This window comes from Bacteroidia bacterium (genome assembly GCA_041391665.1).
Classification (GTDB): Bacteria; Bacteroidota; Bacteroidia; order J057; family J057; genus JAGQVA01.
In genome coordinates this window covers 1-23327 of the sequence record JAWKNO010000002.1, presented here as the reverse complement: position 1 = coordinate 23327, position 23327 = coordinate 1, and the positions used below count along the sequence as shown (strand labels likewise).

The window sequence follows — 23327 nt, the reverse complement described above, 5'->3', positions numbered from 1 at the left end:
CTTCTAGCTTTTGCTTGAACTTCTCGTATTGACCTTGTGAGATTTCCTCAAAAACGTATCGCTCTTCCAATCTTTCTAGCTTGGTTGTAAATTCTAAAATTTGTTTTTGCTGTATTGCGGTCTCTTGAATTTTAGCTTCATGTTCAGCCTTGAAAGTATAATACATGACCTCCTTCATCGGGGCGATGTATTTCTTATCATGAATTTGATAGTTCTTCAAAAGATCTGTAAACTTCTCGTGCATCACTTTGGCACTTCTATTTTCTTTTGCTCCGATACGGTTGTTCTTGTAGTAGTATAAACCTTTCTTTCTAACCAAATAGCCTGTGTAAGGTGTGTCGCAATCTGCTGAACGAACGAATTGCTTTAAAGGAAGGTGTTCACAATCCGTATTTCGTTTTTCTCCGTATCCACGCTTATTTAACAGTTTGTGAATCTTCAGGAATATTTCTTTTGATACCAAACCCTCATGTTTTCCCTCTACTACTTCTCCGGGAATGTGAGAGCTTACGACTAAACCACAATAGAATGGATTTCTAAATAAATCGCTCAATTTCTTAGCCGTAACTTTTAATCCCTTCTTTGCTAATCGGTCCGAGATTTCATTGTGGGTTATGTCTTCGTTTGCCTTCCATATAAAGGCATGTCTTAACAATTCTCCTTCTTCATTGATAACAATGTCTTGTTCTTTTCCTTTGCCCGGATTAAGGTTGGTATAGCCAAATGGAATGGTTCCAATCCAATATCCTTTTCTCAGCTTTTCTCGCATCCCTGACACTGACTTGTCTCTTCTCAATTCATTATCGAATTGACTGAACATATAATATAGGTTTTGCTGAAAAGAACCTGCTGCGGTCATGGTATCAACTTCCTGTGTGGCAGAAAATGTTACAATACCTTGTTGTTTTAATTGATCGCTGATATAGGCTCCATTTGCCCCTGTTCTTGAAAATCTATCGTAAGAATATACGATGATGTATGATATGTCTTTCCTTCTTTTTACGAAAGTCAGCATCTTTTGAAATTGCTTTCTTTCGTCACTTTTGGCAGATTCGTATGTCCCACCGAAGTACTCAATAACTTCAATATTTTTCCGCTTTGCGAATTCTAGGCAATATTTCTTTTGAGTTTCTAAACTGGCATTGTTTTCTGCCTGCTCTTTGGTTGATACCCTAGTGTAGATTACCGCTTTCCCATCAATATTAATCGACTGTGCTTTCGATTCCTTCGCAAATGGCTTAAAAATATCAAGGTTCTTCATCTTTTTCTTTTTTCGATATATGTTTTACAATAATTCCGCAAAAACATTCAAGTGTTTCAATAACATGTTTTGCTTCATCTTCTTCAATTTCTTCAAATCCCGGAAATGTTTTTAGTCTTTCCGGTGTCATTTTTTCTGCTTTTAGAATTTTCTGATACGTCTCTGCATGAGATTCATATTTTGTTGATCGCATTTTCCTTCACTTCGCCAATCCCTCAAATCTTTTGATAAGACCAGTATTTGTGATGTAGCCTGAATATTTCTCAAAGCTTTCATAATTTCTGTTTTACTACTCTATTAATGTGTACCGCCTTGCCGTCTTCCTGGTTAATGGAAATACTTTGAAAGGCTGCATCTCTCATAATATCAATCACCCTTTTGTTAATGGGCATTTTTTCTTCGCACTCCACTCTGTCGAGCTGACCTTTGCGTTTGATTATTTTAACGCTATGGTAGTTTTTGTTCTGAATAAAATCAAGTGCTTTTGATTCTTTTTGCTCTAATGCTATCAGATTCAATTCCTTTGCCAAATGGTATATTCCCGGAAAAGCTTCCTTTATTAATTCAGCAAGATGGATAACAAAACATCCCACTCCCTTTAATTCATTTAACAATTTCCCATTCTTGTTAAAAACAAGTAGAACAGTCTTTTCGCTAACCAGTATATCTAATACTTGACGTTCTAAATAACTAAGCCATATACCATTTTTGTTAGTCTGTTCGTTAAGCGATGATGATAATTCCTGAACGGAAGCTTCGCTTAATTGAAATTCGCTTGCCTGATACTGGATTGCTTTATTAATACCATTGATAAATGAAAGGCTTACATTTTGATCAGAAGACAATAAAACACAGTCCACTTCTTTGTTTCGTAAACAAAAAAGCAATTGCTCCAGAGGAGCTTGGTTGGCTGTTATACTGTTATTGCTCTTCATAAAGCTACTTTTTCTTCTTGTACACTTCAATCAGTTCGCATTGTGCCTGATACAAACGCTCGTCCTTTTCTTTGATTTGAGCATGTGCATCATTGAGCTGCGAGGTCATATTTGTGATTATTTTTTTTAATTCACTGACTTCGTCCTTGAATCTGCTATTTTCTTTTTCGAGCAGTTCATACTTTTTCTGGAGTTGTCGTATATGCTCTCTCAGTTCGGGCGGAGCCTGATTAATCAGTTTTTCTACATTGTAGAAATCTCCGTGAACAACCCCATCATTTTTGGAGACGATCTTACCAACCATTACATCCTGATTATCTCCAGTAATCGTAGGATTAATATTCAGTTCTGAATATTCAATTGGCTCCTGCTTGTTCTCAAACTTCAGAAAATAGTTTGCATTCAGGTCAAAATCGTTTACAATTTTAGTCAATTGAGTGAGAGAAGCATTCCTGTTTCCTGACTTAATCTGAGAGAAAACCGTAGGGTTCTCTTTCATCTTAGCAGAAAATTCACGCTGATTTTTAAGCGTATGTGCTCGCATAAGGTGTTCTATTGCAGATACATAACGCTCGTTCAGCATTTCTCTTGAGATTTCTTTATCAACCATAGTTTACCATTTTAATAAATTTATTTGCATTAGTTTACTATTTTAGTATATCTTTGTCGCAAATATATGTAATAATTTTTGTTTAAGGTAAACAAATTTACAAAATATTTACAACATGTTTACACGAGAAGAAATAAAAGAGTTTAAAAATGAGCTTCCTGTCAAAGGGATTCAGTTGATCAAAAGTCGTACAGGTATCTCACGTCCAACAATTTATAAGTTTTTGGAAGGTGAAGAAATACGTCTTCATTTGGCTGAAAAAATTTGGAAAGAAGGTTGGTTAATCATTCAGGAAATGAAAGAAAAACGTGCTGAATTGAAACGTCATGCGGAAGAAGTGTTAAATAAGGAATACTAATTTGCTTATGAAAGTTATACAAAATGGTAAATATCAATCATTACTATTAGAGATAAAGGCATTGATAGAACAGATACAAGAAACAAACTCTTACAATGGTCAGACCTGCTAATATATTTTTCAAGGTTTTGACCAGTGAAGGGCGTTCACTAGAAGAAGATGGCTTGCAATTCAGTCTTCCCAAAGGCGTGAAGGATGGCGATTGGCACAGTTTCCAATCAGAAGTAGGCTGCATGCTTTGCAAAAACCCCTTACCCTTTTATAAGCAAGGTCACAGCATCTATGTTGCACAATTCGATGCAGCAGACATTACAACATCCTATCAAGAAATTATTTGGGTGAAACGATTCAGGTTGGTTAGACAAGCCACAAACCTGGACTTAAAACCCTTTGGAATATATCGAGCGATTGCTCAAGTCATTTAAAATATATCATCATGTTGGTCATCAATTATTCAATCTCTTATAAAGCCTTAGATCAGTTTGTGGAATACCACAACGATAGAAATGAGGCGTTAACTGATAAAATAAAGGCAGGAGTACTTTTTACTGCAAAGGAAATCATTCGTGTTTATGGAGCTTTCTTAATTAAGGCAAATGGTATTATGGAGTTCACCGCAGAGACATTGCCGGCTTTGAAAACAAACAATTCTCAACTAGCCAGTTTGGTAAAGGTTAGCCCAAGAACCATTCAAAGACACATTATCAAATTGCAAGAGGCAGGCATTATCACCAATAAGGAATTTTGTGGTAGTAATAGCGGATATGAGTTGTTGATAAACCCTAAAATACTGTTAGCAAGGTGTCGAAAAGACCTTTTGGAAGCCGAAAAGGAGTTGCAGGAAGCAAAACAAAAAGACCTTGAAAATCAATCAATTAAAAATGAGGGTACGACAAATTGTCCTCATACATACACTAGAAACAATAGTTACAATAAAAATAATTTATTAATAGGTGTAGATAACTCCATCGGTTCATCTCCTGATCAGAGAAGAACTGGCAACCAAAGAAATCGGAGTTCGCTATCGCTCACGGAAATTTTAAGTAAAGCAGGTTACCCTACTGGAAACATTTTAACTGGAAACACCGGGGAAAAAGTTGCGAAAATTTCTAAAGATACCGGGGGAAAAGTGCGAAAGCGAGCCAATAATGAACAAAACTGGAAACAACAGGACGGTTCGGCTCGCAGCACTTCCCTTAATTTTTATGCAGAAAGCTTGTGGAAACTGGCGAAAAACCTTTTGTACAGGGATGTTTTTCTAACCGAATTTCAGGAAAACCAAGCCAAAGAGATGCTTGTCAAGTGGTATGAGCCTGTTTCCGACAAGTTTTTATCCAATGTGCATCAGAATTATTGTGAACGGGTTTACCTCGTTCGAGATTTTGTTGCCAAGGATCCTGAAAAGCGTTTTGTGCAATTACCATATCGCTATTTTGATACCAACAACCCTTCCGGATTCACCGGAACCAAAAAGTGGCTCCAAAAACACTTGGAACGCAAAGAAGAAGTCCGCAAGAAGCTCATTCTCCATGCTCAAATCAAAAAATACCTGAACAACGAGAAAAAGACGGATTCCAATCGAAAGTCTTCGCTTCAGGTGTATCGAGAATGTGAAACACGAATCGGAAAACTGGGAGACCAATCCCTATTACACCTATTTCATGCTGCGGTACTCAAACCGGAAGTTATTCATCAAATCAGATAGACATGCTAGGAAAGAAAAAAGGAATCAAAGAGAGCCTTAAAAACTATATGGAGAATGTAACCATAGATGTTTTCGGCTATGAAAAGAAGGTAATCAGCAATGTACATGGCTACTTTCAAGTACAATCCAAGAATTATAGACTGTCAAAGGAAGATATGATCGTTGAAATTGGTTTGCAGAACAAACAGTGCAAAGCCCGATTGATAACAGACAAGGCATTATTATATGCCATTCCCACCCCTGAATTAATCGACTTTTTTGCAGGTGAAGGTATGGCTGCTGCATTGGGTTTGCAGCCCATCGTTGAGAAGCGTGTGAGTGACTATTTACAGCACCTCGCCATTGCACATGCCATCCCAGTTGAAAAGGTCAATGCTAAAATTCAGCTTCAAGACAACCTTGTAAAGGTTTTTCTGTGCTATGGTGAAAAGTACCATAGCCTTATTCCATTAAAAACTTTAATAAAACAATTCAAACCATGACAGCACCCCAAGGAGGATGGAAATTGAAAAGGGACTCCCTTTCAAAACTGCTCATCTATTTCAAAGATGGCAATGTGAGAACACTATGGTCACTAGACTGGAAGCATAAGTATTCCAAGTTCCTGGACCGACATTTAGGTCTAGCAAGACTTAGAAAGAAAGTAACGGAATACGGTACAAAAGCCGATGCAGCCATCATTTATGACAAACAAACCGGTAACGAGATTGAAAAGTATTTCGAGGGAACCCCGGTTAAAAAAGACGTAAACGCATGAGAAATGTAAAAGAACTATTGGAGCGATTAAACAGCTCCCTTTCCTTCGAGGAAAAATATCCTGAGCTACAAGATGAAGCTGAAAAAGTGCATGTGTTGTATGTGGCTCCTTGCATGAATGCTTCGGGTTATTACCGAATGATTGCACCTGCTTTGGAGCTCAACAAAACCAAGTCGCATAAAGCTATTGTGAATCAAATTCACAAATGGAACTTCAACAAGAAGCATGATGAATATGATACGCCAGTTGATGAACGATTGATCCGTTGGGCAGATTATATCGTTTTTCCTGCCTTTTTCACGAATATTCAACCTATCATTGAAGGGATAGTTTCTATTAACGACCGTATTCAGTTTGTAATGGATATTGATTGTCATTATTTCAATTTTCCTGACTATCATCCCGGAATAAAAAAGTACCCAAAAGAGCAACTGGATAAGCTATTGGAGAACCTTTCCAAAATGGATGCGATAACAGCTCCAACCAATGGAATATTGGAAGCCATTGAAGATAAGTTGGAATTCGCTTTTCCTGATGCAGATCCGATGTTTGCTTTTGTACCCAACTTACTTTCTAATCAAGCCTATGCCGAAGTACCTCAAATCAATAAGAACAATGGCAGAACTGTACGAATAGGAATTATCACCAACCCGTCTCAATCCGAAGATGTTAAAAGTATTTTACCTATTTTACAGGAAGTATTGAAAGACCAAAATGCGGAACTCTTCATTTTTGGTTGGAATGGAAAACTCAAAAACGAATACAGCCTTGGTGATTTACCTCTCAAATTCGTGAAGCCGGTGTCCTTTTTGGAATATCCAACTAAGCTGAATAAGCTCGCTTTGGATGTAATGCTTCACCCCATGAACGACCATCCATTTAATACAGAAGGAAAATCCTTTATAAAGTATTTGGAGGCTGCTGCCTTTGCAATTCCTATGATAAGTTCTTCTGTATTCCCATACTCTGAAATCATCAAACATGGTGAAAATGGTATGCTTGCCAAAGATGAAAATGAGTGGAAAGAGCAATTACAGAAATTGATTACTGATGCTCAATTACGCACCGACATTGGACGAGAAGCTTTAAAGTATGCGTGGAAGAATTGGAGCTACAACAAGTCCACAATGGAGATTTATAAGGAGTTGTTTATTTAACGGTCGCGTGTATGTGGCGTAGCCTGCCGATAGGTGGCTATGACATATACACAGTGTTAGGTAGCGTTTTTTTTACTTTTTTAGGTTAATAATCCGCAAATCAGCCCACCAATTAACCCCAATGCCATTATTGGTTTAAATGCCTTCGTTATCAAAGCATCTGGAAAACTCATTACTCCGCCAATTATTAATCCCTTCAACCAACCCTGTATTGGCAAGTCAATGTTGAAAATAATAAACCCAATAGAAAACCTATTTACAAATGAAGCAATAATTGCTTTTTGCTTATCTTCAAATTCCATAAAGAACATTGGTATTATTGAGGTAATTCCAAAAATTGTCCCAGCAATCAAACCTTTGATAATATTATTCATATTTTCAACTTTTTAATTCGTAGGCAGATTTTAGCCAACTTATCAATTCTTTGTCAACATCATTAAGTTTTTCCAATTTAACTATATGCTTAAATCTGTTAGCAGATATTTTTTCAATTTTTTGTATTCTTTCACTCTCAATTTCAAAGTTTGTGTGAATTTTCAACAAGAGGTAGTTTTTCCGTGAGTAAACTCCAGCAAATCCCGATTTACTGTCCAAATGAATGCTTGACTTTTTAGGTAATTGAGTTACTGTTCCAAATTTTTCGCATTCGGTTATTAGTTTCTCGTAGATTTTGGAAACTATTGGTTCTTTATTTATCAAGTGGTCATTAACCGTATATTCCATTTGTTTGTTTTTTCGTAATGCTACCTAACGGTTTGGCTAAACGCAGGAGGCGAGGAATCGAGCCTATTGTCGTTTTAGCCTTTGTTGTGTGCTTTTACTTATTAGTTCTAAAGCAAATTCCAAATCCTTATCTTTTTGTTCTATGATATAATCGATTTTGGGTTTAATGTAATAATCTGGAATAACACTATGAAGTTTGTCATCTTCGTTAGGTTTAATCATATATTGTAATTGTGGCAACTCGATTTGGATAGCAGTATTGGGGAGTGTAATATTTTTGGGACTCCCGCAAATTACAAACTCACTTCCTCCCGTTTCTTCACCTATGAAGATTGCTCTTTTGTGTTTTCTAAGCACGGAACAGAATATCCCTGTGTTTGAAAAACTACCACCATTTATTAGCACATAGATATTCCCTTTGAAGTTTTGAGACATTGGTTGATGTAATCCACTCTGTGGACCATTGCATTCTACAATAATTCCTTTTTTCTTTCTATAATATTGTTCTACCAATACAAATGGTTCGTTTAGTAAATATTTAAGTAAGTAATTTGAGTTCCTTGTATCACCTCCTTGATTATTACGCACATCAATAATAAGATTTTGAATACTTTTATCTCTAATTTGCTCAATTGCTTTTTTAATTTCAGGAACAAACTTTTGTCCGTAATACTTCTTTAAAATATTATTATGCCAGTCTTTGATTGTTAAAATACCAATGCTTTTTTCTTCGTCAATTGCAAGTGTTATTCCTTTTTCATCTGGTTCTTGAAGTTTTCTGATTTGTTTAAAAAGTTCAGGTTTGGAAATACCTTTAAAAGATATTGCCCTTTCTTCTAATCCATCATAAAAGTTTATTTGGTATTCTTCACTACAACCATAGAAATAACTGAAATATTCGTAAAAATACGTATTCAGAACCCAAGTGGGGTAATTGTAATTGTCTCCGTCTCGCATCATTTTGCTCAGCATTTCTTGAATTAGTTCGGATGACTTTATTCCATTTATAGAAATTATTTGAGTTCCTTCTTCCAATTTGCCTATTGAGCTATAGCTTTTAGAAACGTACAATTTACTGCCATCCCAAAACGGCTGCAACGGGATAAATAATTTGTTTGCATTATTGTTTTCCATCCATTTCTTATTTGGATAGAATAATGTGTGGCCATCTTTGATAACTCCATTTGAATTGGATAACAAATTATACACTTCCAATTCCGTTAAACTATCTTCTATAGTTAAATTGTTGAAGAAGTTAGAAAACTCCTCTTTCGTTGTGTAGATATTAATGTTTGGATGTTTTTCAATTAATGCTGACTGAAGGTATGTTAAATCCTCAAGTATCATTTCTTTGCTAAAAGTATTGCTTTGCCCAAATATAATCACTGGGATAAAAGTCAGAAATAGGAATATATGTCTAAAGTCAATCATTAAGTTTTTAGTTTTAATTGCACACAACTTGTTGTTAATGCAAATATAGCTAAACAATTAAATTTTATCATTGTATTACTATGTTAATCTGCTATAAATCTGTATAAACAGCTATCTTTGTTGAATGGATATTATAACAGAATTTATTAGGATTTTGGAGTTAAAGCGTTATAGCAAACAGACTATTACCAATTACAAAGGGCATTTGTTGTTGACAAAATCACACTTCAACAATAAACCATTCAAGTCTATATCCGACCAGGAGTTATTTGGCTTTATTTATCATTTGGTAAACATTAAAGGAATCTCAGCCTCTTATCAAAGGCAAATTGTTGGAGCTTTAAAGTTATTCTATAAGGAAATTCACAGAAGAGATATTCCATTTGAATATTTAAAAGTAACCCAAAGGGAAAACAAATTACCTGTTGTGTTGAGTAAAACAGAAACTATACGTCTAATTGAAAACACAAACAATATGAAGCATAAAGCAATACTCTCGCTCATCTACAGCGCTGGGTTGAGAATTGGGGAATTGCTGGAGTTAAAGAAAGAAGATATTGATTCGGAAAGAATGTTGATACATATAAAGGGTGCAAAAGGAAAAAAGGATAGATATACGATCCTATCAAATAAAGTGCTCTTGCTTTTAAGAGATTATTACAAAGAATACAAACCCAAGATGTACTTGTTTGAAGGGCAAAAGGGAGGTAAATACTCTTCCGAAAGTGCCGGACAATTATTTAAGAGAGCCTTGAAAAAAGCCAAAATAAACAAATCAGCGACTCTACATACCTTAAGACACAGTTTTGCAACCCACTTACTTGAAGATGGTATAAGCATAGCACATATTCAAAAACTACTTGGGCACAACAATATCAGCACAACTTTGATTTACACGCATATTGCAAAAGATTCCATCCAAAATATAAAGAGTCCATTAGATGATTAGCAGACTGAAAAAGTTGGAAAAGTTGTACCGATGAAACACGGCTTAATTTATCCCTGTAATAAATGCAAAGCCTTTATTATAAAGATTTTTAGGTATTATAATATTTGAGACGCATCTTAATTTGTACCGAATTACAATTTAAAACCAACTTTTTTTCTGTGTTTAAATTACCTTTGTACACACAGAAGTATCTCTATAAATATATATATTATAGAGGCTTTGTGTAATCGCAGCCTGTTTGCTATATAGGCTTTGCTTTCCCTGCCTTTAGAAAGGCTTTTTATAATTAATAAAAAGACTGGATGAAGGTAGATATTTCATTTAATACAAATAAAAACGGTGTAGAGCTTCGCTTTGATGAAAAGCCGGACGAAGCGACAACCTCTCAATTAAAAGCCGTAGGTTTTAAATACAGCTACCGCCAAAATATGTGGTATGCTTCTAAGACCAATTCCATTGTAGATTTTGCAAACAACCTTAAAGTAGCTCTCGAATCGGGAGAAACAACCATTGCTATAAATATAAAGCCCTCTTTTTCTGCATCCGAAGAAAATATTGATCATAAGAATTTCAGTTATGTGAGCATTGCAGCTAAAGATGATGAAGGCAAACTGTTTTGGGAGAACTACATTGTATTTGAACCAAGTAAAAACATAGCCGAGCAATTGGTAAGTGAGTTTGCCAAAGAAACCTTTGGAGACAAGCTCCACTCCATCAACATCTATCCAAGAAACTATGTCCGTAAAGCTCGTCAGCTTTTTAAAGAAGGAAATATCATTGGAGAAAAGTCCGAACCAACGGAAGTTCAAACCAAGAAGCCAAGTGCAAAGCCACTCGTTCAATCCGACCGTCCATTAAGCAAAAAGGACAAATTAGAAATCCTCAATGCCTTTGGGAAGTTTGCTCGAAAGCGACAAGCTGATTTTGGCAATTTAGAGGAAGAGGAAATGCCTTTGCTGTTTTCAGGTTGGTTGCGTGTGAATCATGCTGATTTGAGCGACCGCAAAAATGAGATTTGGGAGGAATATTATACCATTCAAAACATCCTAAATCCGGATCCTGAAAAACCACAAATTCCACCCAAGGAATATCATTTATTTTTCAGAAAATTCCGTGAGCAAATAAATAAGCCGATTGAAGAACCGGAAAACGAAAGCACTTCCACAGAGGCATTTACTTCATGGCTCGATGAAAACTACGCCAATATTACCGATGCAGATAAAAAAGCCCTTACCGGTAATTACGATAACTGGCTAAAGGAAAAGACTAAGAACTTAAAGGCATTGGAGAATTTATCCAAGCCTAAAAAGATGCAGCCTTATAGTGCCATTTTTAATAAGCTTCAAAAACTCATTCCTAATCTAAATGAACATTTGGAGACAGGTATTCCAAATGGTAAATCGGTATTGGATAGTAAAGTCTTGATGGACTTATCCTATGACTTTTTAGGTCAGGATAAACAAGGACGTTACCTCATTGCATTGGCTCACTATTTCAGTCAGAATGGCGATTTAGTTCCCGATCCTGATATGCAGATTCGTATTGATTTGGAACTGGAAACAGGTGAAGCCATGCACTACCAAGACCAATTTGGTTACCGACCGGTATATGTATTTGAGGACGGTAAGGAACTGGTGAATCTCAAAGAGAAAAAAGAGCAAAACAAGTTCATATCCGGATGGCTTAGTAATCTTTTGAATCAAGGTCATAAACTGGAATTAGAAGCTACTGAAAATGATGAAGAGCAAACTAATCCCAAACCTGAAACGCCACAAGAACAACCCAAAGACGAAGGCATTCTTGCTCATAGTGGATTAACTCCCGATGGCATATTTCAAGCATTTGATAAAGCCTACAAACAAAAGAACTACGAAGGAGCTGCCAGGGAACTGGATGTGCTTCTTATGGATATTCGCAACGGACATCACTTAGAAAGTTTTCCTGAAGCCATTCTTCGTTCGCAAATGACCGGAATGCGAACGCCTATGAAAAAATTAGGTTGGGCTCATTACTATCGCATTATTGATGATGAACAGTTTAAAGAGGCTCTTTCTACCAATCTTTGGGAACTCGTTCCGCAGGAATACAAGCAGGTAAAAGCAATTAAACCACTTGACTGGAAAGCCGATCCGATGGATAAAGGCTTGCAAAAGATTGTTGCTTCTTTCGTTTCAAAAGACGAATACCGAACCGCCATGTTGGGGGTGAATTTTGATAAAAATGGCATTGTTGCTACTAATGGATTCAAGCTCCTTTTTATTCCTGATACCGATCACGCAGCCGAAGGCTTGTACTGTATCTCTCCAAAATGTTGGGAAGCCATCAATGTTGATAGCAAAGATGGCACAGGACTTTCAGAATTGGATCAGGATCGTGTGGAGCAATACCGTACCCAAACACGATACCCGGATTACAGTTCGGTCATTCCTTCTTCATTAAATCATGTGCAGCCCATAGACACCGAGAGTCTATTGAGCTTTTTGGAAGGCATGAAACGCTCCGGATTTTTAAAGCCGGATAATTACCCTGTTTGCTTAAAAGTAGGCAGCTACTTTGTTGGTTTTGCCGTGGACATTCTTATTGATTCCATCAAGGCACTATTGTATTTGGGTATCACTGAATTAGAGTTAGGTGTATTGGAAGCAACCAAAGGTTGTTTGCTAGCTGAAAAGGGGAAAACCAAAGATGCTAGAGGGTTACAACATCCATTTGTACTGATGATGCCTCTTGTTGTGGATGTCGTTTATGAACGTGATTATCCCGATACTGGCGATGTGTATTTTGACACGGTTCTCAATACGGTTATTACCAAAAAAATTGATGAACCCAAGGAACAAGAAAAACAACTTTTAAAAGATACTGAGGAAGAAATTGAAATTCCTTTTACCAAACAAACCGGATACAGAGGTTCCATTCGATTAAGAACCATTCCTGAAAAAGGATTTAGTTATGGCAATTCTTCGGGCAAACAATTTGGTGATTTTTCAGGCTCTTCTTCTCCAAGTACACCGGTTTCAGATAAAGATATTTTCTCAACGAAAGAAAAAGCCTTAAAAGCAGCATTTGATGAGCATGTAAAAACACTTGCAGCTCATATCCAAAGTAGGGATAGTATTTACAATAATGAAGAGCAAAAACTAAAGAAACTTAGAAAAGCCCTTGATGAACTGATTGCTTTTGCCAAAACACAAGGCATTACCATTAGTCAAATTCCTGATAAAAGTCCGGTAGCCAAAGAAGTTTCCATTGATTTTATCCTAACTGCTTCATGGAAAATGACCGATGACGAATACCCACAAAACAAAGTGTTGGTATTTGGCAATCCCTACAATCAATCCAAGTTAAGAACGATTTTATTAGACCGTATTGAAGCCACTTCCATTCAATCTCAATTGGAATTGGTCAAAGACATTCGCAAGCGATTCAAAGAACGAGCTCCTATCAAACTGGAATCTTCTTCTTTGGTTACCCAAAGTAAATCAGGCGAGAAAAAACATAAAGCGATTATTCGCAATTACCTCGATGATCTGATTTTAGACAATGAGATTTGGAAAGTACCAGGTGCTACTTCGGGTGTGCTAGAATATTTAGTTCGCTACCTACTCAATGAAAAAACGCCTGCGGTTAAGCCTGAATCCAAGCCCGATAAAAAGCCAAGTAATCAATATGATTTGAATCTTCAAATTGAAGAGTTTATCGTGGAGAAAGATGCCGAAGATGAAGCCTATTCAGAAGAGGACAAACAATTCATTGCACAATATACCGGAAGCGGTGGCTTAATCAAGCAAGGAGCTTCGGGCAAAGGTGTATTGTATGAATACTTCACTCCGGAGGTTATTGTGCAGAAAATGTGGGGCTTGGCATACAAGTTCGGTTATTCAGGTGGTGCTGTATTGGAGCCTTCTTGCGGAACAGGAAACTTTTTCAAATACGCTCCCAAAGAAGCTGAATTGGTGGGTTATGAAATCAATCCCTATTCTGTTCGCATTGCAGAAATTATTTACCCGAATGCCAGTATCTATCAGCAGCCTTTTGAAACCATCTTTTTTGCAGGGAATACCCACTTGAAAGATGATTTTGGTGGGGCAAAATATGAACTGGTTATTGGCAATCCTCCCTACGGTGAGTTTTCAGGAAAATGGGCAGGTATGGGAGAAAAGAAATGGACTGGAGCCACGGAATACGATCAGTACTTCATTACTCGTGGACTGGATTTATTGCTGCCCGGAGGTGTATTGGTATTTATCATTCCAAGTGCCTTTCTAACTAACAATTCCAAATACAACAAGCTCAAAGAAAAGGTAGCTGCAAAAGCTGATCTGGTAGATGCTTACAGACTTCCTGCCCGAATGTTTAAAACCACCGACATCGGCACAGACATCATAGTATTCAAACGCAAAAACTAAAGACATGGCAAAAAATTCATCCATAAACGAACTGAAAAAATTCATCCAATTGGAATTACAGGAATGCGATTCCAACAAGTGGCAATACGTGTGTGAAATGCAAAGCACTCCAAAAGGTTATGCCCGGATTGAGGAAATGATTATTCGGTATGTAGCCAAAGAAGGCATGCCTATTGGCTCTGCCATAGCACTTATTGAACAAGAATTAGCTCATCAAAACGCATAAGGCATGGCACAAGGATATAAAGGCTTTGCCCAAATAGCACGAGAGGCAAACAAACGATTAGAAGAACTTAAAAAACAAAAAAGCATGGATCCACTACTAGAAGAACGAGGCTTTATTGGTCCGAACGACATTACTTCTGCCGAGTACGCATGGGAAATGCGAAAAACAGAATACCAACAAATCAAGGCGATTGAAAAAACCGGTAGCCCAATGGTATTGAACCATGCGGACGGTAAACAGCATGAATATCTCATTACCGAAGCTATTAAAGCCGGAAAAGAAATTCCCGAAGAGGTATTGCAAGATTACCCATGGCTCAAAGCGGAAATGCAAGAACTGGAAACCGTCAAGGAAAATGAATCCATAAGCCAAACAGAGCAGTCTAATTTATTGATGGGTGATGCTTGGTTTGAGAAAAACCCAACTAAAATATTGGGAGAGCAATACGAAACTACCGACCGTTTTGGAAAGCCGACTACAAAGGTTAAAGGCTCTATGGATGATGTAATTACAGGTATTGATGTGCCTTCGGTAGATGTTCCAGTAAAACATGTGGAAGCTCTTGAATCCAGTATCAAAGACGATGTGGAGCATTTGGTAAAGGATAAAGTGTACAAAGAAAATATTGAGCAAGTCGTTCAAAAAACCAAAAAGGAACGAGCAGAAAAGGAACTACAAAAAGCCATCAATCCGGATGCTCCCATGGTGGTCGCAAAGGACAATTTTTCCTTTGACGAGATCATGCAGCAATACAACAAAGGACTTACCGAAGATGAAATCAAAGCATGGGTTTGGTATAAACGCAAAACCAATGGTTACAATGACGAAACGGTGATTTTGGCTAAGAAAAACGGTTGGTCAAAATATGTGGTTCCCTTGAATGAAGTTGGCAAAGAACTGGACAAGTGGCTCAAAGCCGGAGTGGTTTGCTACTACAATGGCGACTACATGCCAAGCGTACTCTACTATGCCGAAAACATCTACAAACGTCAATCGGTATTGCTGCGTGAAAAAGAAACCATCATTCAAACCTTTGGCGAAGAACAATACAACCGCCAATGGAAAGGATTAGAAGCGGTAAAACCACCAAAACTTACCTTGACCGATCCGAGAAAAGAAAACCGCTTGTTTATCAAGCCTACTTCTTCTTTTGGTAAAGAGATTCGTGTGGGAGCTTTGACCGATGGAACTGCTTTCACAGAGTACAATTCTACGACCGGAAAATGGCAAGAAGGCACAACGGATTTAACCGATGCGTTTAAACAATGGCTTCGCAATCAGCCTAAAGATGACTTTAAGAAATCAAGTGCCTGGGATATTATTTCCTACTACATAGATGGCAGAACACCGCCAAGACATTACGACAAAGAAGAAAAGCTCCGTATTCGTCAAAATGCCAAACAGGAAGGTGATACGTTCTTTGTGGAGTTTTTGGCAAAGGGACTTACTCGTGAAGACCAGTTAAAGATTGAGCAGCTTTGGAATGAGCGTTACAACGGCTATGTAGAAATCAATTATTTCAAAATTCCGGTAGCCTTTACCTGTTCCGCTACTTTCAAAAACAAACCATTATTTATCCGTCCGGCTCAACGAGAAGGTATTGGATTTATCAGTGTGCATGGTTCCGGTTGTATTGCTTATGATGTAGGTGTAGGAAAAACCATGACCGCTATTTTATCGCTTGCACAAGCCTTGGAAAGCGGACAATGTAAACGTCCATTTATTGTGGTTCCGAACCAAACCTATAAAAACTGGCTATCGGAACTACGAGGTGTGGTAGAAAAAGGGCAAGTCACCCTTACCGGAGTTTTGCCTCAATATCAGGTGATGGATCTGTATAATCTTGGACGAGATTATTTAGAGCCCTTAATGGATGAAAACGAAACGGTGCAACCTGTTCCTGAATATTCCATTTCGGTACTCACTTATGAAGGTTTCAACCGATTAGCCTTTAATGATGATACTTGGGACACCATTGGGAATGAGCTTTTTGATATTCTCAACCAAGGAACCGAGGAAGAACGTGAAAAAGTAAAGCTCTTTGAAAAGATTGAAGAGATGATGGGACGTGGCGTGAAAGGAGGAACAGCAAACATCGAAGAGCTTGGTTTTGACTACATGGTGGTTGATGAAGCTCATGCCATGAAAAAGTCCTTTACTCAGGTAAAAGGTGAACAGCAAGGGAGTGGCAAACGTGAACGTGCTCCTTATGAAATCAAATCCGGACAACCATCCATGACGGCTTTGCGTGGCTTTATGATTAGCCAGTACATTCTTAGAAACAATAAAATGAGAAACGTACTGCTTTTAACCGCTACGCCATTTACCAATTCTCCACTAGAGATTTATTCCATGCTTGCCTTAATTGGTTATCAGCAATTGGAAAAATCGGGAGTAAAGAACATCAAAGAGTTTTTCGATACCTACATCAAAACAAGTTTGGAGTTGGTCATCAATGCCAAGCTCAAACCGGAACGAAAAGAGATTGTGATGGGCTTTGCCAACCTTATTGCTTTACAATCGCTCATTTTCAAATTCATCACATATAAAACGGGTGAAGATGCCAATATCCAACGTCCGAACAAGATTGTGTTGCCCATGGCAAACAAGCGTCAAGGAGATCAAGTAATTGCACTTCCACCCGAAGAGCAAATCAGTACCAACTTACCACTTACCCCAACGCAAAGAGGTTTTATGCAGGATGTGGAGTTGTATGTTACTGGTAGAACAAGCCTCACCAATTTCTGTGTAAACCCAATGGGTATGGAAGAAGAAAGTGAAGACACTTCCAAGGGCGATGCCATTGATGAAAGTAACATGTCGGCTGATGAAGAAGAAGGAGCTAGAATATTGCGTGGACTTTCTTTTGCAAGGCAATTGGCGTTAAGTCCATACCTCTATGCTTGTAATCCGGACAAAAATCCAAGTTATGAGCAATACGTGGATTCTTCCCCCAAGCTTAAATACGTTATGGATTGCATTAAAAGTGTGAAGCGTTTCCATGAAATGCGTGGTGAAGATGTTAGCGGACAGGTAATCTACATGAATGCCGGAGTGAGTTTCTTTCCACTTATTCGTGAATACCTCGTTAAGAAAATTGGCTTTAAGGATAGTGAAATTGGTATCATCAAAAGTGGATTGAGTGCTGCAAAAAAGGAAGGCATCAAAGAGAAGTTTTTGGCAGGAACCATCAAAGTATTGATTGGAAGTGCGACCATTAAGGAAGGGATCAATCTTCAAAACAAAGCTACTACACTTTACAATTGTTGGCTCGATTGGAACCCTACGGATGTAAAGCAGCTCGAAGGGCGTATTTGGCGATTCGGAAACCGCTATGCCAATGTGCGAATCGTCAATCCACTGATGGAAGACAGCGTGGATACGTTCATCTTTCAAAAATTAGAAGAAAAAACAAGCCGCATCAATGAGATATGGTACAGAGCCGGAAAAACCAATGCTCTGAATTTAGAAGAATTCAACCCTTCTGAATTAAAAATGGGATTAGTAACCGATCCAAAGGCTTTGGCTGAACTACTACTCATGGAAGAGCGTGAGCAAATTCAGGATGAAATCAACAGCCTAAAAAATCAGCAAAATGTACTCACCGATATTAAGTCGGCTCGTGATAATTTCAATAGCAATATTGAACATGTCAATCAGGCGGTGGAACGCTACAAGCCTCAAAAGACCACCGATAAAGATGGTAATCCAATAAAAGTGCAAGCCCGAAGCATTGAAACGGTGCTTAAAATCTACAAGGATTATTTGGAGGATGAAACTACCCAAACCACTTATCGAGATCAAAACATTTACGATACGGTGCGAAAAGCCAATGCCACTTTAAAGCGTGGATTGGAACAAGTGCTGGAACCCAAAGGCTACGACATCAACTTTGATTTTGAGCAGGTAAACGGCAGAATCAATACAGAAATCGAAGAGAAACAACGCATTTTGGAAGAGCGAACCGGAACCGAGGCGGTAAGTCAAAAGGCAGAGGAAATCATCAAAGAACGTGAGCAAAAAGGCTACAAACCCAAGTCTGTTGCCGAGCGTGTGGAAGAATTTGCCTCTCTCAACGATAAGGTACTTACTGAACTTATGGTATATGGCGGTGAATCGGCAAAAGCAACCGATACCAAACGAGCCAAAAAAGGTGAAGTACTGGAAAGTTCAGCAGATAAGCTCGATAAAATCAGAAAACTACGTGGTGCTTTCAAGCAAATGCAAGAACGCCTGCAACGCATCAAAGCCCTAAAAAAGGCTGCATAATTCATTAACAACTAATAATACAAGCGATGATAAAAAATGATCCATACAAATTGCTCGAAAAAGAAGGTGTAGCCAAAAAGGTATTGAGCGAACGCTCCCTGGAGGCATTGAGCATTTACGATGAAACACTGGAAGGTTTAAAGGAATTTCCGGACGATAAAACCATGAAGGACATGGCAGAACAAATTGGCGAAACGGCTATTGAATTGCTCAAAGAAGATATTTCCACGCTAAAAGACGAACTAAGCGACAAGGCAGAGCAGCAACAAAAAAAGCAGCTTAAAAAAGCTCAATCCAAAAAGATTGTAGAGAAGTCGGAAAAGACAATGGACTACCTCGCTGAATGCCGAAGAAAACTCCGTGATGAGCGAAAGCAAAAAATGGCTTCGGGTGAAATCAAAAAGCCTGTCAAAAGAAAGCTCACGACCAAGCTAAAGGACAACATGAAAAAGATTGCCAACATGATGCCTAAGGCAATTAAAGAGGATCCAAATAAGGTAGAGCAAACCGAAAAAGCCGTGCAGAAATTCTTGTGCGACCTCAAACGCATTTGGGGCATGAACAAAATCAAGCCTATTGAAGATGAATTGCATGAAAAATTCAGCGAACTCAAAGAAAAAGCAGAACAAACCGCATAAAAATATTGAACATGAAAAAATATCCGCATCAGGTTTTCCTAGCCGAAAACAAGCTAAAAACAGAGCAGCTGCCTAAGCAATTGCAAAAACGCATCAAAGGATTTGAAGAGCTGCAAGAAGATTTGGAACATGCCCTAGACGATGACCATGATCGTTTGGCTAAAAAGCTAGACCACCTTTCCATAGAATTGGAAGAAGACTTGTACGAAGAGTTTGAAGACCAGTTGGAAAACAACGAAGAACAAGACGATTTGCAACCGGGCAGCCTATACAGTTTCAGCGATGGATTCACTTGGAAGATTGTCTCTAAAAAAGAAGCCAAAGCCCTGTTTAATAAAAATCAGGAAGTATTTGGGTTAAATACCGATGAAGAAACCGAAGGAACAATTGAGGAACTATCCGATTTAGAAGCTTATGAGGTTTTTGCCGTTGAGTATAAGGCTCCAAAAACGACTGGCAAGGCAAATTCAGATGAAGCTATTTTGGATCAGTTGTATGCCAAAGGCAAAAGAGAAATTGTCCGAACCGATTTACAGAAAATGGGATTCAAAACGCCTTTGGAAGCCTCAAAAGTCAAGGTGGGTAAATACACCCTTTACAAAGCCATGTTTTCTTATACCTACACCATTAAACGCTAGCCAATGGAAGAAACAAATACTATCCATGGCAAAACCATGCGTTCGGATTATGAGAATTTACAATACCATATCGACATGGTGGTGGGTAAAATCGGTTTGCAAAAAACGGTGGTATTGCTTCGCAGCTTTGTAGAAAAAGCTCAGTTTGAACCGGCAAAAAACAATGCTCCTTTGCTGCTTATCTTCCTTACTAATGAAGCAATTGCCTTGTTTGATTTGAAGGAAGAAGATTTTTATACCAACACCACTACCGAGTACCGGGAAGCTCGCATGGCTTGTTATCATTTGTACCACAAATACACTTCATACAGCTACGCCAAAGTTGCCCAGGTGTTTGGAACAGGAAAACGCAACATCATTTACTACAAACAAAAAGTAGATGAACGCTTAACGATTCCACACTATTACAAGCCCTTCATTCAGTTGTACGACCAACTGGAAGAGCGAAGCATTCAATTTATATCAAAACTGTAAACAGCCATGAAGGACATACATTCAGAAGTAGAACAAGTATTGAATTCAGGAGCCGAAAACGTGGCTTTTGAAGAGATTCCGGACGAGAATAACAGTCCGCTAAACCAACCGGTAGTTGAAGATGAAATCGGTCATGGCAAAAAGGTAGTTACTCCTAAACAGGAAACGGAACCGATAGAGGAAAATATTGAACAGCAAGATGATAACAATGAAGATGAATCGGAAAATGAACCATCCATAAACGATGACTTTGACCAAAACATCTACGATGCTCCTGAACAGGAAATTGGTTCCTATGAGGAAGGTGAAGACGGTTTGGATGAACTAGACGGAGAAGATTTTGAACTCCCAACTGGACATGCCAAGCAAGCTGCGGATACTTTATTGGGTATGACCGACAATGTGCTTGCCGTGGGAAGTGGATTTTTTGTGAAAATCAAAAAGCACAAAGACTTCTACGACTTTGAAGAAATTGTTCAGGTTATTGATGAGCAGAATGCCAAAAACGTCAAACGCATCAAGCTTGATGAAGAAGATAAAATCCTGCTTCGCCCTTTGCTTATTGCTATTCTAAAAAAGAAAGCCAAAAAGCTCACTCCCGAACAGCAATTACTGGGTGCGGTACTCTCAATCCTCATGAAGAAAGCCCAAGTGGTAATGGAAATACGAGCCGAAAATGAAATCCTGCTTGATCGCATACTGGAAATCATTCGGGAAGAAAAAGCCAATGCCATGCCCGAACCGGCTTATGAACCTTCCATGGAGCAAGAAGAAGAATCCGAGGATGAAGAATTAGAAAACACGGTATTAGAAGTAGCACAGGATGAAGAAGGAAACGACTAATCAAGACATAGAGCAAAAGAAATCGACCAGAGGCAGAAAGCCCATTACCTATTCCAAAGAAGATTTGGAACGCCAACCCATGTTGGTACTTATTTGTGGTGAAACCGGTGTGGGTAAAACCTATCGCAATGTTACTGAGATACGCCACTACATGAAAGACGATGCTTCTACCGGTCGAAAAGGCAGAAAGGTGCTGGCTTTTGATGTAAATGATGACGATTACCCGATGTTTCCAACGGTAAGTCCTTTTCATATCAAAGCCTTAACCAAGGTGCAAGCTCGTAGGATCCGACCAATAGCCAAAAACGGACAAAACATGAGCATTGAGGAAAAACGTGAAGTAGTACAACGTATGGTAAACCAGTTCAAAAACGGCTTATTGGTACTGGAAGATTTGGATAAATACATGGTAGGTGCGAAAGGACAAACCGTAGTTGGTTTACTCACCACTAACCGCCACAATGGACTGGATATTATGATTAGTCACCAGTCCATAGCTAAAATTACCACCACCGAATGGCAAAACTGTACTTGGCTCCGTTTACACCATCAGGTAGATGATGTATCGAGGTATGAAAGCAGAATACCTAATTACTTTTTAGTGCGAATTGCGACCTACATTGTAGACGAACAATACAACCTTGCCAACAATGCTTTTGCCGATGGCAGCATCAGTAAAGACGAATACAAAAAACGCAGAAGCTTCTTTGTGTATGTAGATATGCGAAGGCTCAAAATTCGTGGTTGCAGCCGTGATGCTTTTATCCGTGCCTGTAAGAAGTTTATTGATACCGAAGACCAACGTAAAATCCGGATGATGCTTCAAGAAAGAGATCATCAAGACAAACCCTTATACAAAAACCGTTCGGCAGCTACCGTAAAACTCATTACCGAGTACCTACGCCACCATGAAACCGGACCAAATTCTCCTTTTGCCTCGAAATAATTTCTTTCTTATAGAATTCTTTCCACAAACGCAAATATTTACAGGGTTTTTACAAGGAATTTCGGTAAATTTCTCTATTTTTGACGTTATTTGACAACACGTTTACAGACCTTTGTCAAAAAATGTCAGGATATATGGAGATTATTGCAATCATTTTATCGGCTTTATGCCTAGTACTTTTAATTGTTTTACTGCTCAAAAGCGGTAAAACAGATACTACTACGCCTATCATTGAGGCAATGCGTGGTCTGTTACAAAACGAGTTGAAAGAAAACAGAACCGAGCTTTCCGCTGCCTTAAAAGAAAACCGTGAAGAGCTTTCTGGTGGCTTAGATAAACTTACACAGAAATTAGAAGAAAAGCTTACTCAAATTAGTGAAGGGCTTAATAAAAATGCCAAAGACAACCGTGAGGAACTCACCAATTCACTAAAAGACTTTAGCGAGATTTTTAGTAAAAATGTAAAAGACTTCAACGACCTACAAAAGCAGAAATTTGATGCCATGGCGACCAAACAAGATGAGTTGGTGAAATCTACCGAATTGAAGTTGGAGAAAATGCGTGAGACGGTAGATGAAAAGCTACATAAAACATTGGAGGAACGTTTAGGGCAATCCTTTAAAATAGTAAGTGAACGATTAGAAGCGGTACAAAAAGGACTGGGAGAAATGCAAAACCTAGCCAACGGTGTAGGTGATCTTAAAAAAGTATTGAGCAATGTAAAAACCCGTGGTGTATTAGGTGAAATTCAATTAGGAAATATCTTGGAGCAAATCATGGCTCCAGAACAATACGAAGCCAACGTAAAAACAAAACAAGGTTCCAACGACCATGTAGAGTTTGCAATTAAACTTCCCGGAAAAGATGACCATGGCAAAGAGGTTTACTTACCTATTGATGCTAAGTTCCCACAAGAAGACTATGTACGATTACAAACTGCTTATGACGAAGGTGATGTTGCAGGCGTAGATGCTGCTAACAAAGCTTTAACTCAAAGCATT

The 23327-nt window shown here is 38.3% G+C and carries 22 protein-coding genes and 1 pseudogene; 16 read left to right on the top strand and 7 right to left on the bottom strand.

Going from position 1 to position 23327, the window contains the following annotated elements:
* Positions 1 to 424: 424 nt before the first annotated feature.
* The 4 genes and pseudogenes from R3D00_11820 to R3D00_11805 form a co-directional block, all read right to left on the bottom strand.
* Positions 425 to 1261, bottom strand: a pseudogene (locus tag R3D00_11820) (recombinase family protein).
* Positions 1248 to 1454 (bottom strand): hypothetical protein, encoded by a 207-nt coding sequence (locus R3D00_11815; GenBank protein ID MEZ4773862.1) that lies wholly within the window; start codon positions 1452 to 1454, stop codon positions 1248 to 1250. Before R3D00_11815 ends, R3D00_11820 begins: the two are co-directional and overlap by 14 nt.
* Positions 1455 to 1533: 79 nt before the next feature.
* Complete coding sequence (locus tag R3D00_11810; protein MEZ4773861.1) at positions 1534 to 2196, bottom strand: hypothetical protein; 663 nt, start codon at positions 2194 to 2196, stop codon at positions 1534 to 1536.
* Between the two features lie 4 nt (positions 2197 to 2200).
* Entirely contained in the window at positions 2201 to 2806 is a 606-nt protein-coding gene (locus tag R3D00_11805) for a hypothetical protein (protein ID MEZ4773860.1), read from the bottom strand.
* Between the two features lie 115 nt (positions 2807 to 2921).
* Between R3D00_11805 and R3D00_11800 the strand changes: the two genes are divergently transcribed.
* From R3D00_11800 to R3D00_11775, 6 genes are all read left to right on the top strand, one after another.
* Positions 2922 to 3164, top strand: coding sequence for a hypothetical protein (locus tag R3D00_11800; GenBank protein ID MEZ4773859.1), 243 nt, complete (start codon positions 2922 to 2924; stop codon positions 3162 to 3164).
* 95 nt (positions 3165 to 3259) lie between these two features.
* Positions 3260 to 3589: a hypothetical protein gene (locus R3D00_11795; GenBank protein ID MEZ4773858.1), complete on the top strand. Its 330-nt coding sequence runs from the start codon at positions 3260 to 3262 to the stop codon at positions 3587 to 3589.
* 11 nt (positions 3590 to 3600) lie between these two features.
* The gene (locus R3D00_11790) at positions 3601 to 4869 is read left to right on the top strand and encodes an Lrp/AsnC family transcriptional regulator (protein ID MEZ4773857.1); all 1269 of its coding nucleotides are present in this window, start codon (positions 3601 to 3603) and stop codon (positions 4867 to 4869) included.
* Between the two features lie 2 nt (positions 4870 to 4871).
* Positions 4872 to 5351 (top strand): hypothetical protein, encoded by a 480-nt coding sequence (locus R3D00_11785; GenBank protein MEZ4773856.1) that lies wholly within the window; start codon positions 4872 to 4874, stop codon positions 5349 to 5351.
* Positions 5348 to 5626, top strand: a complete 279-nt coding sequence (locus R3D00_11780; protein ID MEZ4773855.1) for a hypothetical protein — start codon at positions 5348 to 5350, stop codon at positions 5624 to 5626. The genes R3D00_11785 and R3D00_11780 overlap by 4 nt, the downstream gene beginning before the upstream one ends.
* The gene (locus tag R3D00_11775) at positions 5623 to 6783 is read left to right on the top strand and encodes a glycosyltransferase (protein MEZ4773854.1); all 1161 of its coding nucleotides are present in this window, start codon (positions 5623 to 5625) and stop codon (positions 6781 to 6783) included. The genes R3D00_11780 and R3D00_11775 overlap by 4 nt, the downstream gene beginning before the upstream one ends.
* Positions 6784 to 6863: 80 nt before the next feature.
* On the opposite strand, the gene R3D00_11770 is transcribed toward R3D00_11775, so the two are convergent.
* The 3 genes from R3D00_11770 to R3D00_11760 all read right to left on the bottom strand — a co-directional run bounded on the left by R3D00_11770 (position 6864) and on the right by R3D00_11760 (position 8937).
* Positions 6864 to 7157, bottom strand: coding sequence for a hypothetical protein (locus tag R3D00_11770; protein MEZ4773853.1), 294 nt, complete (start codon positions 7155 to 7157; stop codon positions 6864 to 6866).
* 4 nt (positions 7158 to 7161) lie between these two features.
* Entirely contained in the window at positions 7162 to 7506 is a 345-nt protein-coding gene (locus tag R3D00_11765) for a DUF5655 domain-containing protein (protein MEZ4773852.1), read from the bottom strand.
* Between the two features lie 63 nt (positions 7507 to 7569).
* The gene (locus R3D00_11760; protein MEZ4773851.1) at positions 7570 to 8937 is read right to left on the bottom strand and encodes a S41 family peptidase; all 1368 of its coding nucleotides are present in this window, start codon (positions 8935 to 8937) and stop codon (positions 7570 to 7572) included.
* Positions 8938 to 9061: 124 nt separating this feature from the next.
* On the opposite strand from R3D00_11760, the gene R3D00_11755 reads away from it, so the two are divergent.
* The 10 genes from R3D00_11755 to rmuC form a co-directional block, all read left to right on the top strand.
* A complete protein-coding gene (locus R3D00_11755; protein MEZ4773850.1) occupies positions 9062 to 9886 on the top strand; it encodes a tyrosine-type recombinase/integrase in 825 nt (274 codons plus the stop codon).
* 302 nt (positions 9887 to 10188) lie between these two features.
* Positions 10189 to 14292, top strand: coding sequence for an N-6 DNA methylase (locus R3D00_11750; GenBank protein ID MEZ4773849.1), 4104 nt, complete (start codon positions 10189 to 10191; stop codon positions 14290 to 14292).
* 4 nt (positions 14293 to 14296) lie between these two features.
* Positions 14297 to 14518 carry a hypothetical protein gene (locus R3D00_11745; protein MEZ4773848.1) on the top strand — a complete coding sequence of 74 codons (222 nt, stop codon included), beginning with the start codon at positions 14297 to 14299 and terminating at the stop codon, positions 14516 to 14518.
* A 3-nt stretch (positions 14519 to 14521) separates the two neighbouring features.
* Positions 14522 to 18787 (top strand): SNF2-related protein, encoded by a 4266-nt coding sequence (locus R3D00_11740; protein ID MEZ4773847.1) that lies wholly within the window; start codon positions 14522 to 14524, stop codon positions 18785 to 18787.
* A 26-nt stretch (positions 18788 to 18813) separates the two neighbouring features.
* Positions 18814 to 19425: a hypothetical protein gene (locus R3D00_11735; protein ID MEZ4773846.1), complete on the top strand. Its 612-nt coding sequence runs from the start codon at positions 18814 to 18816 to the stop codon at positions 19423 to 19425.
* Positions 19426 to 19436: 11 nt separating this feature from the next.
* Positions 19437 to 20063, top strand: a complete 627-nt coding sequence (locus R3D00_11730; GenBank protein ID MEZ4773845.1) for a hypothetical protein — start codon at positions 19437 to 19439, stop codon at positions 20061 to 20063.
* A 3-nt stretch (positions 20064 to 20066) separates the two neighbouring features.
* A complete protein-coding gene (locus tag R3D00_11725) occupies positions 20067 to 20537 on the top strand; it encodes a hypothetical protein (protein ID MEZ4773844.1) in 471 nt (156 codons plus the stop codon).
* A 6-nt stretch (positions 20538 to 20543) separates the two neighbouring features.
* Entirely contained in the window at positions 20544 to 21380 is an 837-nt protein-coding gene (locus tag R3D00_11720; protein MEZ4773843.1) for a hypothetical protein, read from the top strand.
* The gene (locus R3D00_11715; GenBank protein MEZ4773842.1) at positions 21361 to 22326 is read left to right on the top strand and encodes a zonular occludens toxin domain-containing protein; all 966 of its coding nucleotides are present in this window, start codon (positions 21361 to 21363) and stop codon (positions 22324 to 22326) included. Before R3D00_11720 ends, R3D00_11715 begins: the two co-directional genes overlap by 20 nt.
* A 134-nt stretch (positions 22327 to 22460) precedes the next feature.
* A partial coding sequence (gene rmuC / locus R3D00_11710) for a DNA recombination protein RmuC (protein MEZ4773841.1) occupies positions 22461 to 23327 on the top strand: 867 nt, incomplete at its 3' end.

Bases quoted from the DNA above. Each gene is read 5' to 3' on its own strand.
- R3D00_11815 (MEZ4773862.1), bottom strand. From the start codon at position 1,454: ATGCGATCAACAAAATATGAATCTCATGCAGAGACGTATCAGAAAATT.
- R3D00_11810 (MEZ4773861.1), bottom strand. From the start codon at position 2,196: ATGAAGAGCAATAACAGTATAACAGCCAACCAAGCTCCTCTGGAGCAA.
- R3D00_11805 (MEZ4773860.1), bottom strand. From the start codon at position 2,806: ATGGTTGATAAAGAAATCTCAAGAGAAATGCTGAACGAGCGTTATGTA.
- R3D00_11800 (MEZ4773859.1), top strand. From the start codon at position 2,922: ATGTTTACACGAGAAGAAATAAAAGAGTTTAAAAATGAGCTTCCTGTC.
- R3D00_11795 (MEZ4773858.1), top strand. From the start codon at position 3,260: ATGGTCAGACCTGCTAATATATTTTTCAAGGTTTTGACCAGTGAAGGG.
- R3D00_11790 (MEZ4773857.1), top strand. From the start codon at position 3,601: ATGTTGGTCATCAATTATTCAATCTCTTATAAAGCCTTAGATCAGTTT.
- R3D00_11785 (MEZ4773856.1), top strand. From the start codon at position 4,872: ATGCTAGGAAAGAAAAAAGGAATCAAAGAGAGCCTTAAAAACTATATG.
- R3D00_11780 (MEZ4773855.1), top strand. From the start codon at position 5,348: ATGACAGCACCCCAAGGAGGATGGAAATTGAAAAGGGACTCCCTTTCA.
- R3D00_11775 (MEZ4773854.1), top strand. From the start codon at position 5,623: ATGAGAAATGTAAAAGAACTATTGGAGCGATTAAACAGCTCCCTTTCC.
- R3D00_11770 (MEZ4773853.1), bottom strand. From the start codon at position 7,157: ATGAATAATATTATCAAAGGTTTGATTGCTGGGACAATTTTTGGAATT.
- R3D00_11765 (MEZ4773852.1), bottom strand. From the start codon at position 7,506: ATGGAATATACGGTTAATGACCACTTGATAAATAAAGAACCAATAGTT.
- R3D00_11760 (MEZ4773851.1), bottom strand. From the start codon at position 8,937: ATGATTGACTTTAGACATATATTCCTATTTCTGACTTTTATCCCAGTG.
- R3D00_11755 (MEZ4773850.1), top strand. From the start codon at position 9,062: ATGGATATTATAACAGAATTTATTAGGATTTTGGAGTTAAAGCGTTAT.
- R3D00_11750 (MEZ4773849.1), top strand. From the start codon at position 10,189: ATGAAGGTAGATATTTCATTTAATACAAATAAAAACGGTGTAGAGCTT.
- R3D00_11745 (MEZ4773848.1), top strand. From the start codon at position 14,297: ATGGCAAAAAATTCATCCATAAACGAACTGAAAAAATTCATCCAATTG.
- R3D00_11740 (MEZ4773847.1), top strand. From the start codon at position 14,522: ATGGCACAAGGATATAAAGGCTTTGCCCAAATAGCACGAGAGGCAAAC.
- R3D00_11735 (MEZ4773846.1), top strand. From the start codon at position 18,814: ATGATAAAAAATGATCCATACAAATTGCTCGAAAAAGAAGGTGTAGCC.
- R3D00_11730 (MEZ4773845.1), top strand. From the start codon at position 19,437: ATGAAAAAATATCCGCATCAGGTTTTCCTAGCCGAAAACAAGCTAAAA.
- R3D00_11725 (MEZ4773844.1), top strand. From the start codon at position 20,067: ATGGAAGAAACAAATACTATCCATGGCAAAACCATGCGTTCGGATTAT.
- R3D00_11720 (MEZ4773843.1), top strand. From the start codon at position 20,544: ATGAAGGACATACATTCAGAAGTAGAACAAGTATTGAATTCAGGAGCC.
- R3D00_11715 (MEZ4773842.1), top strand. From the start codon at position 21,361: ATGAAGAAGGAAACGACTAATCAAGACATAGAGCAAAAGAAATCGACC.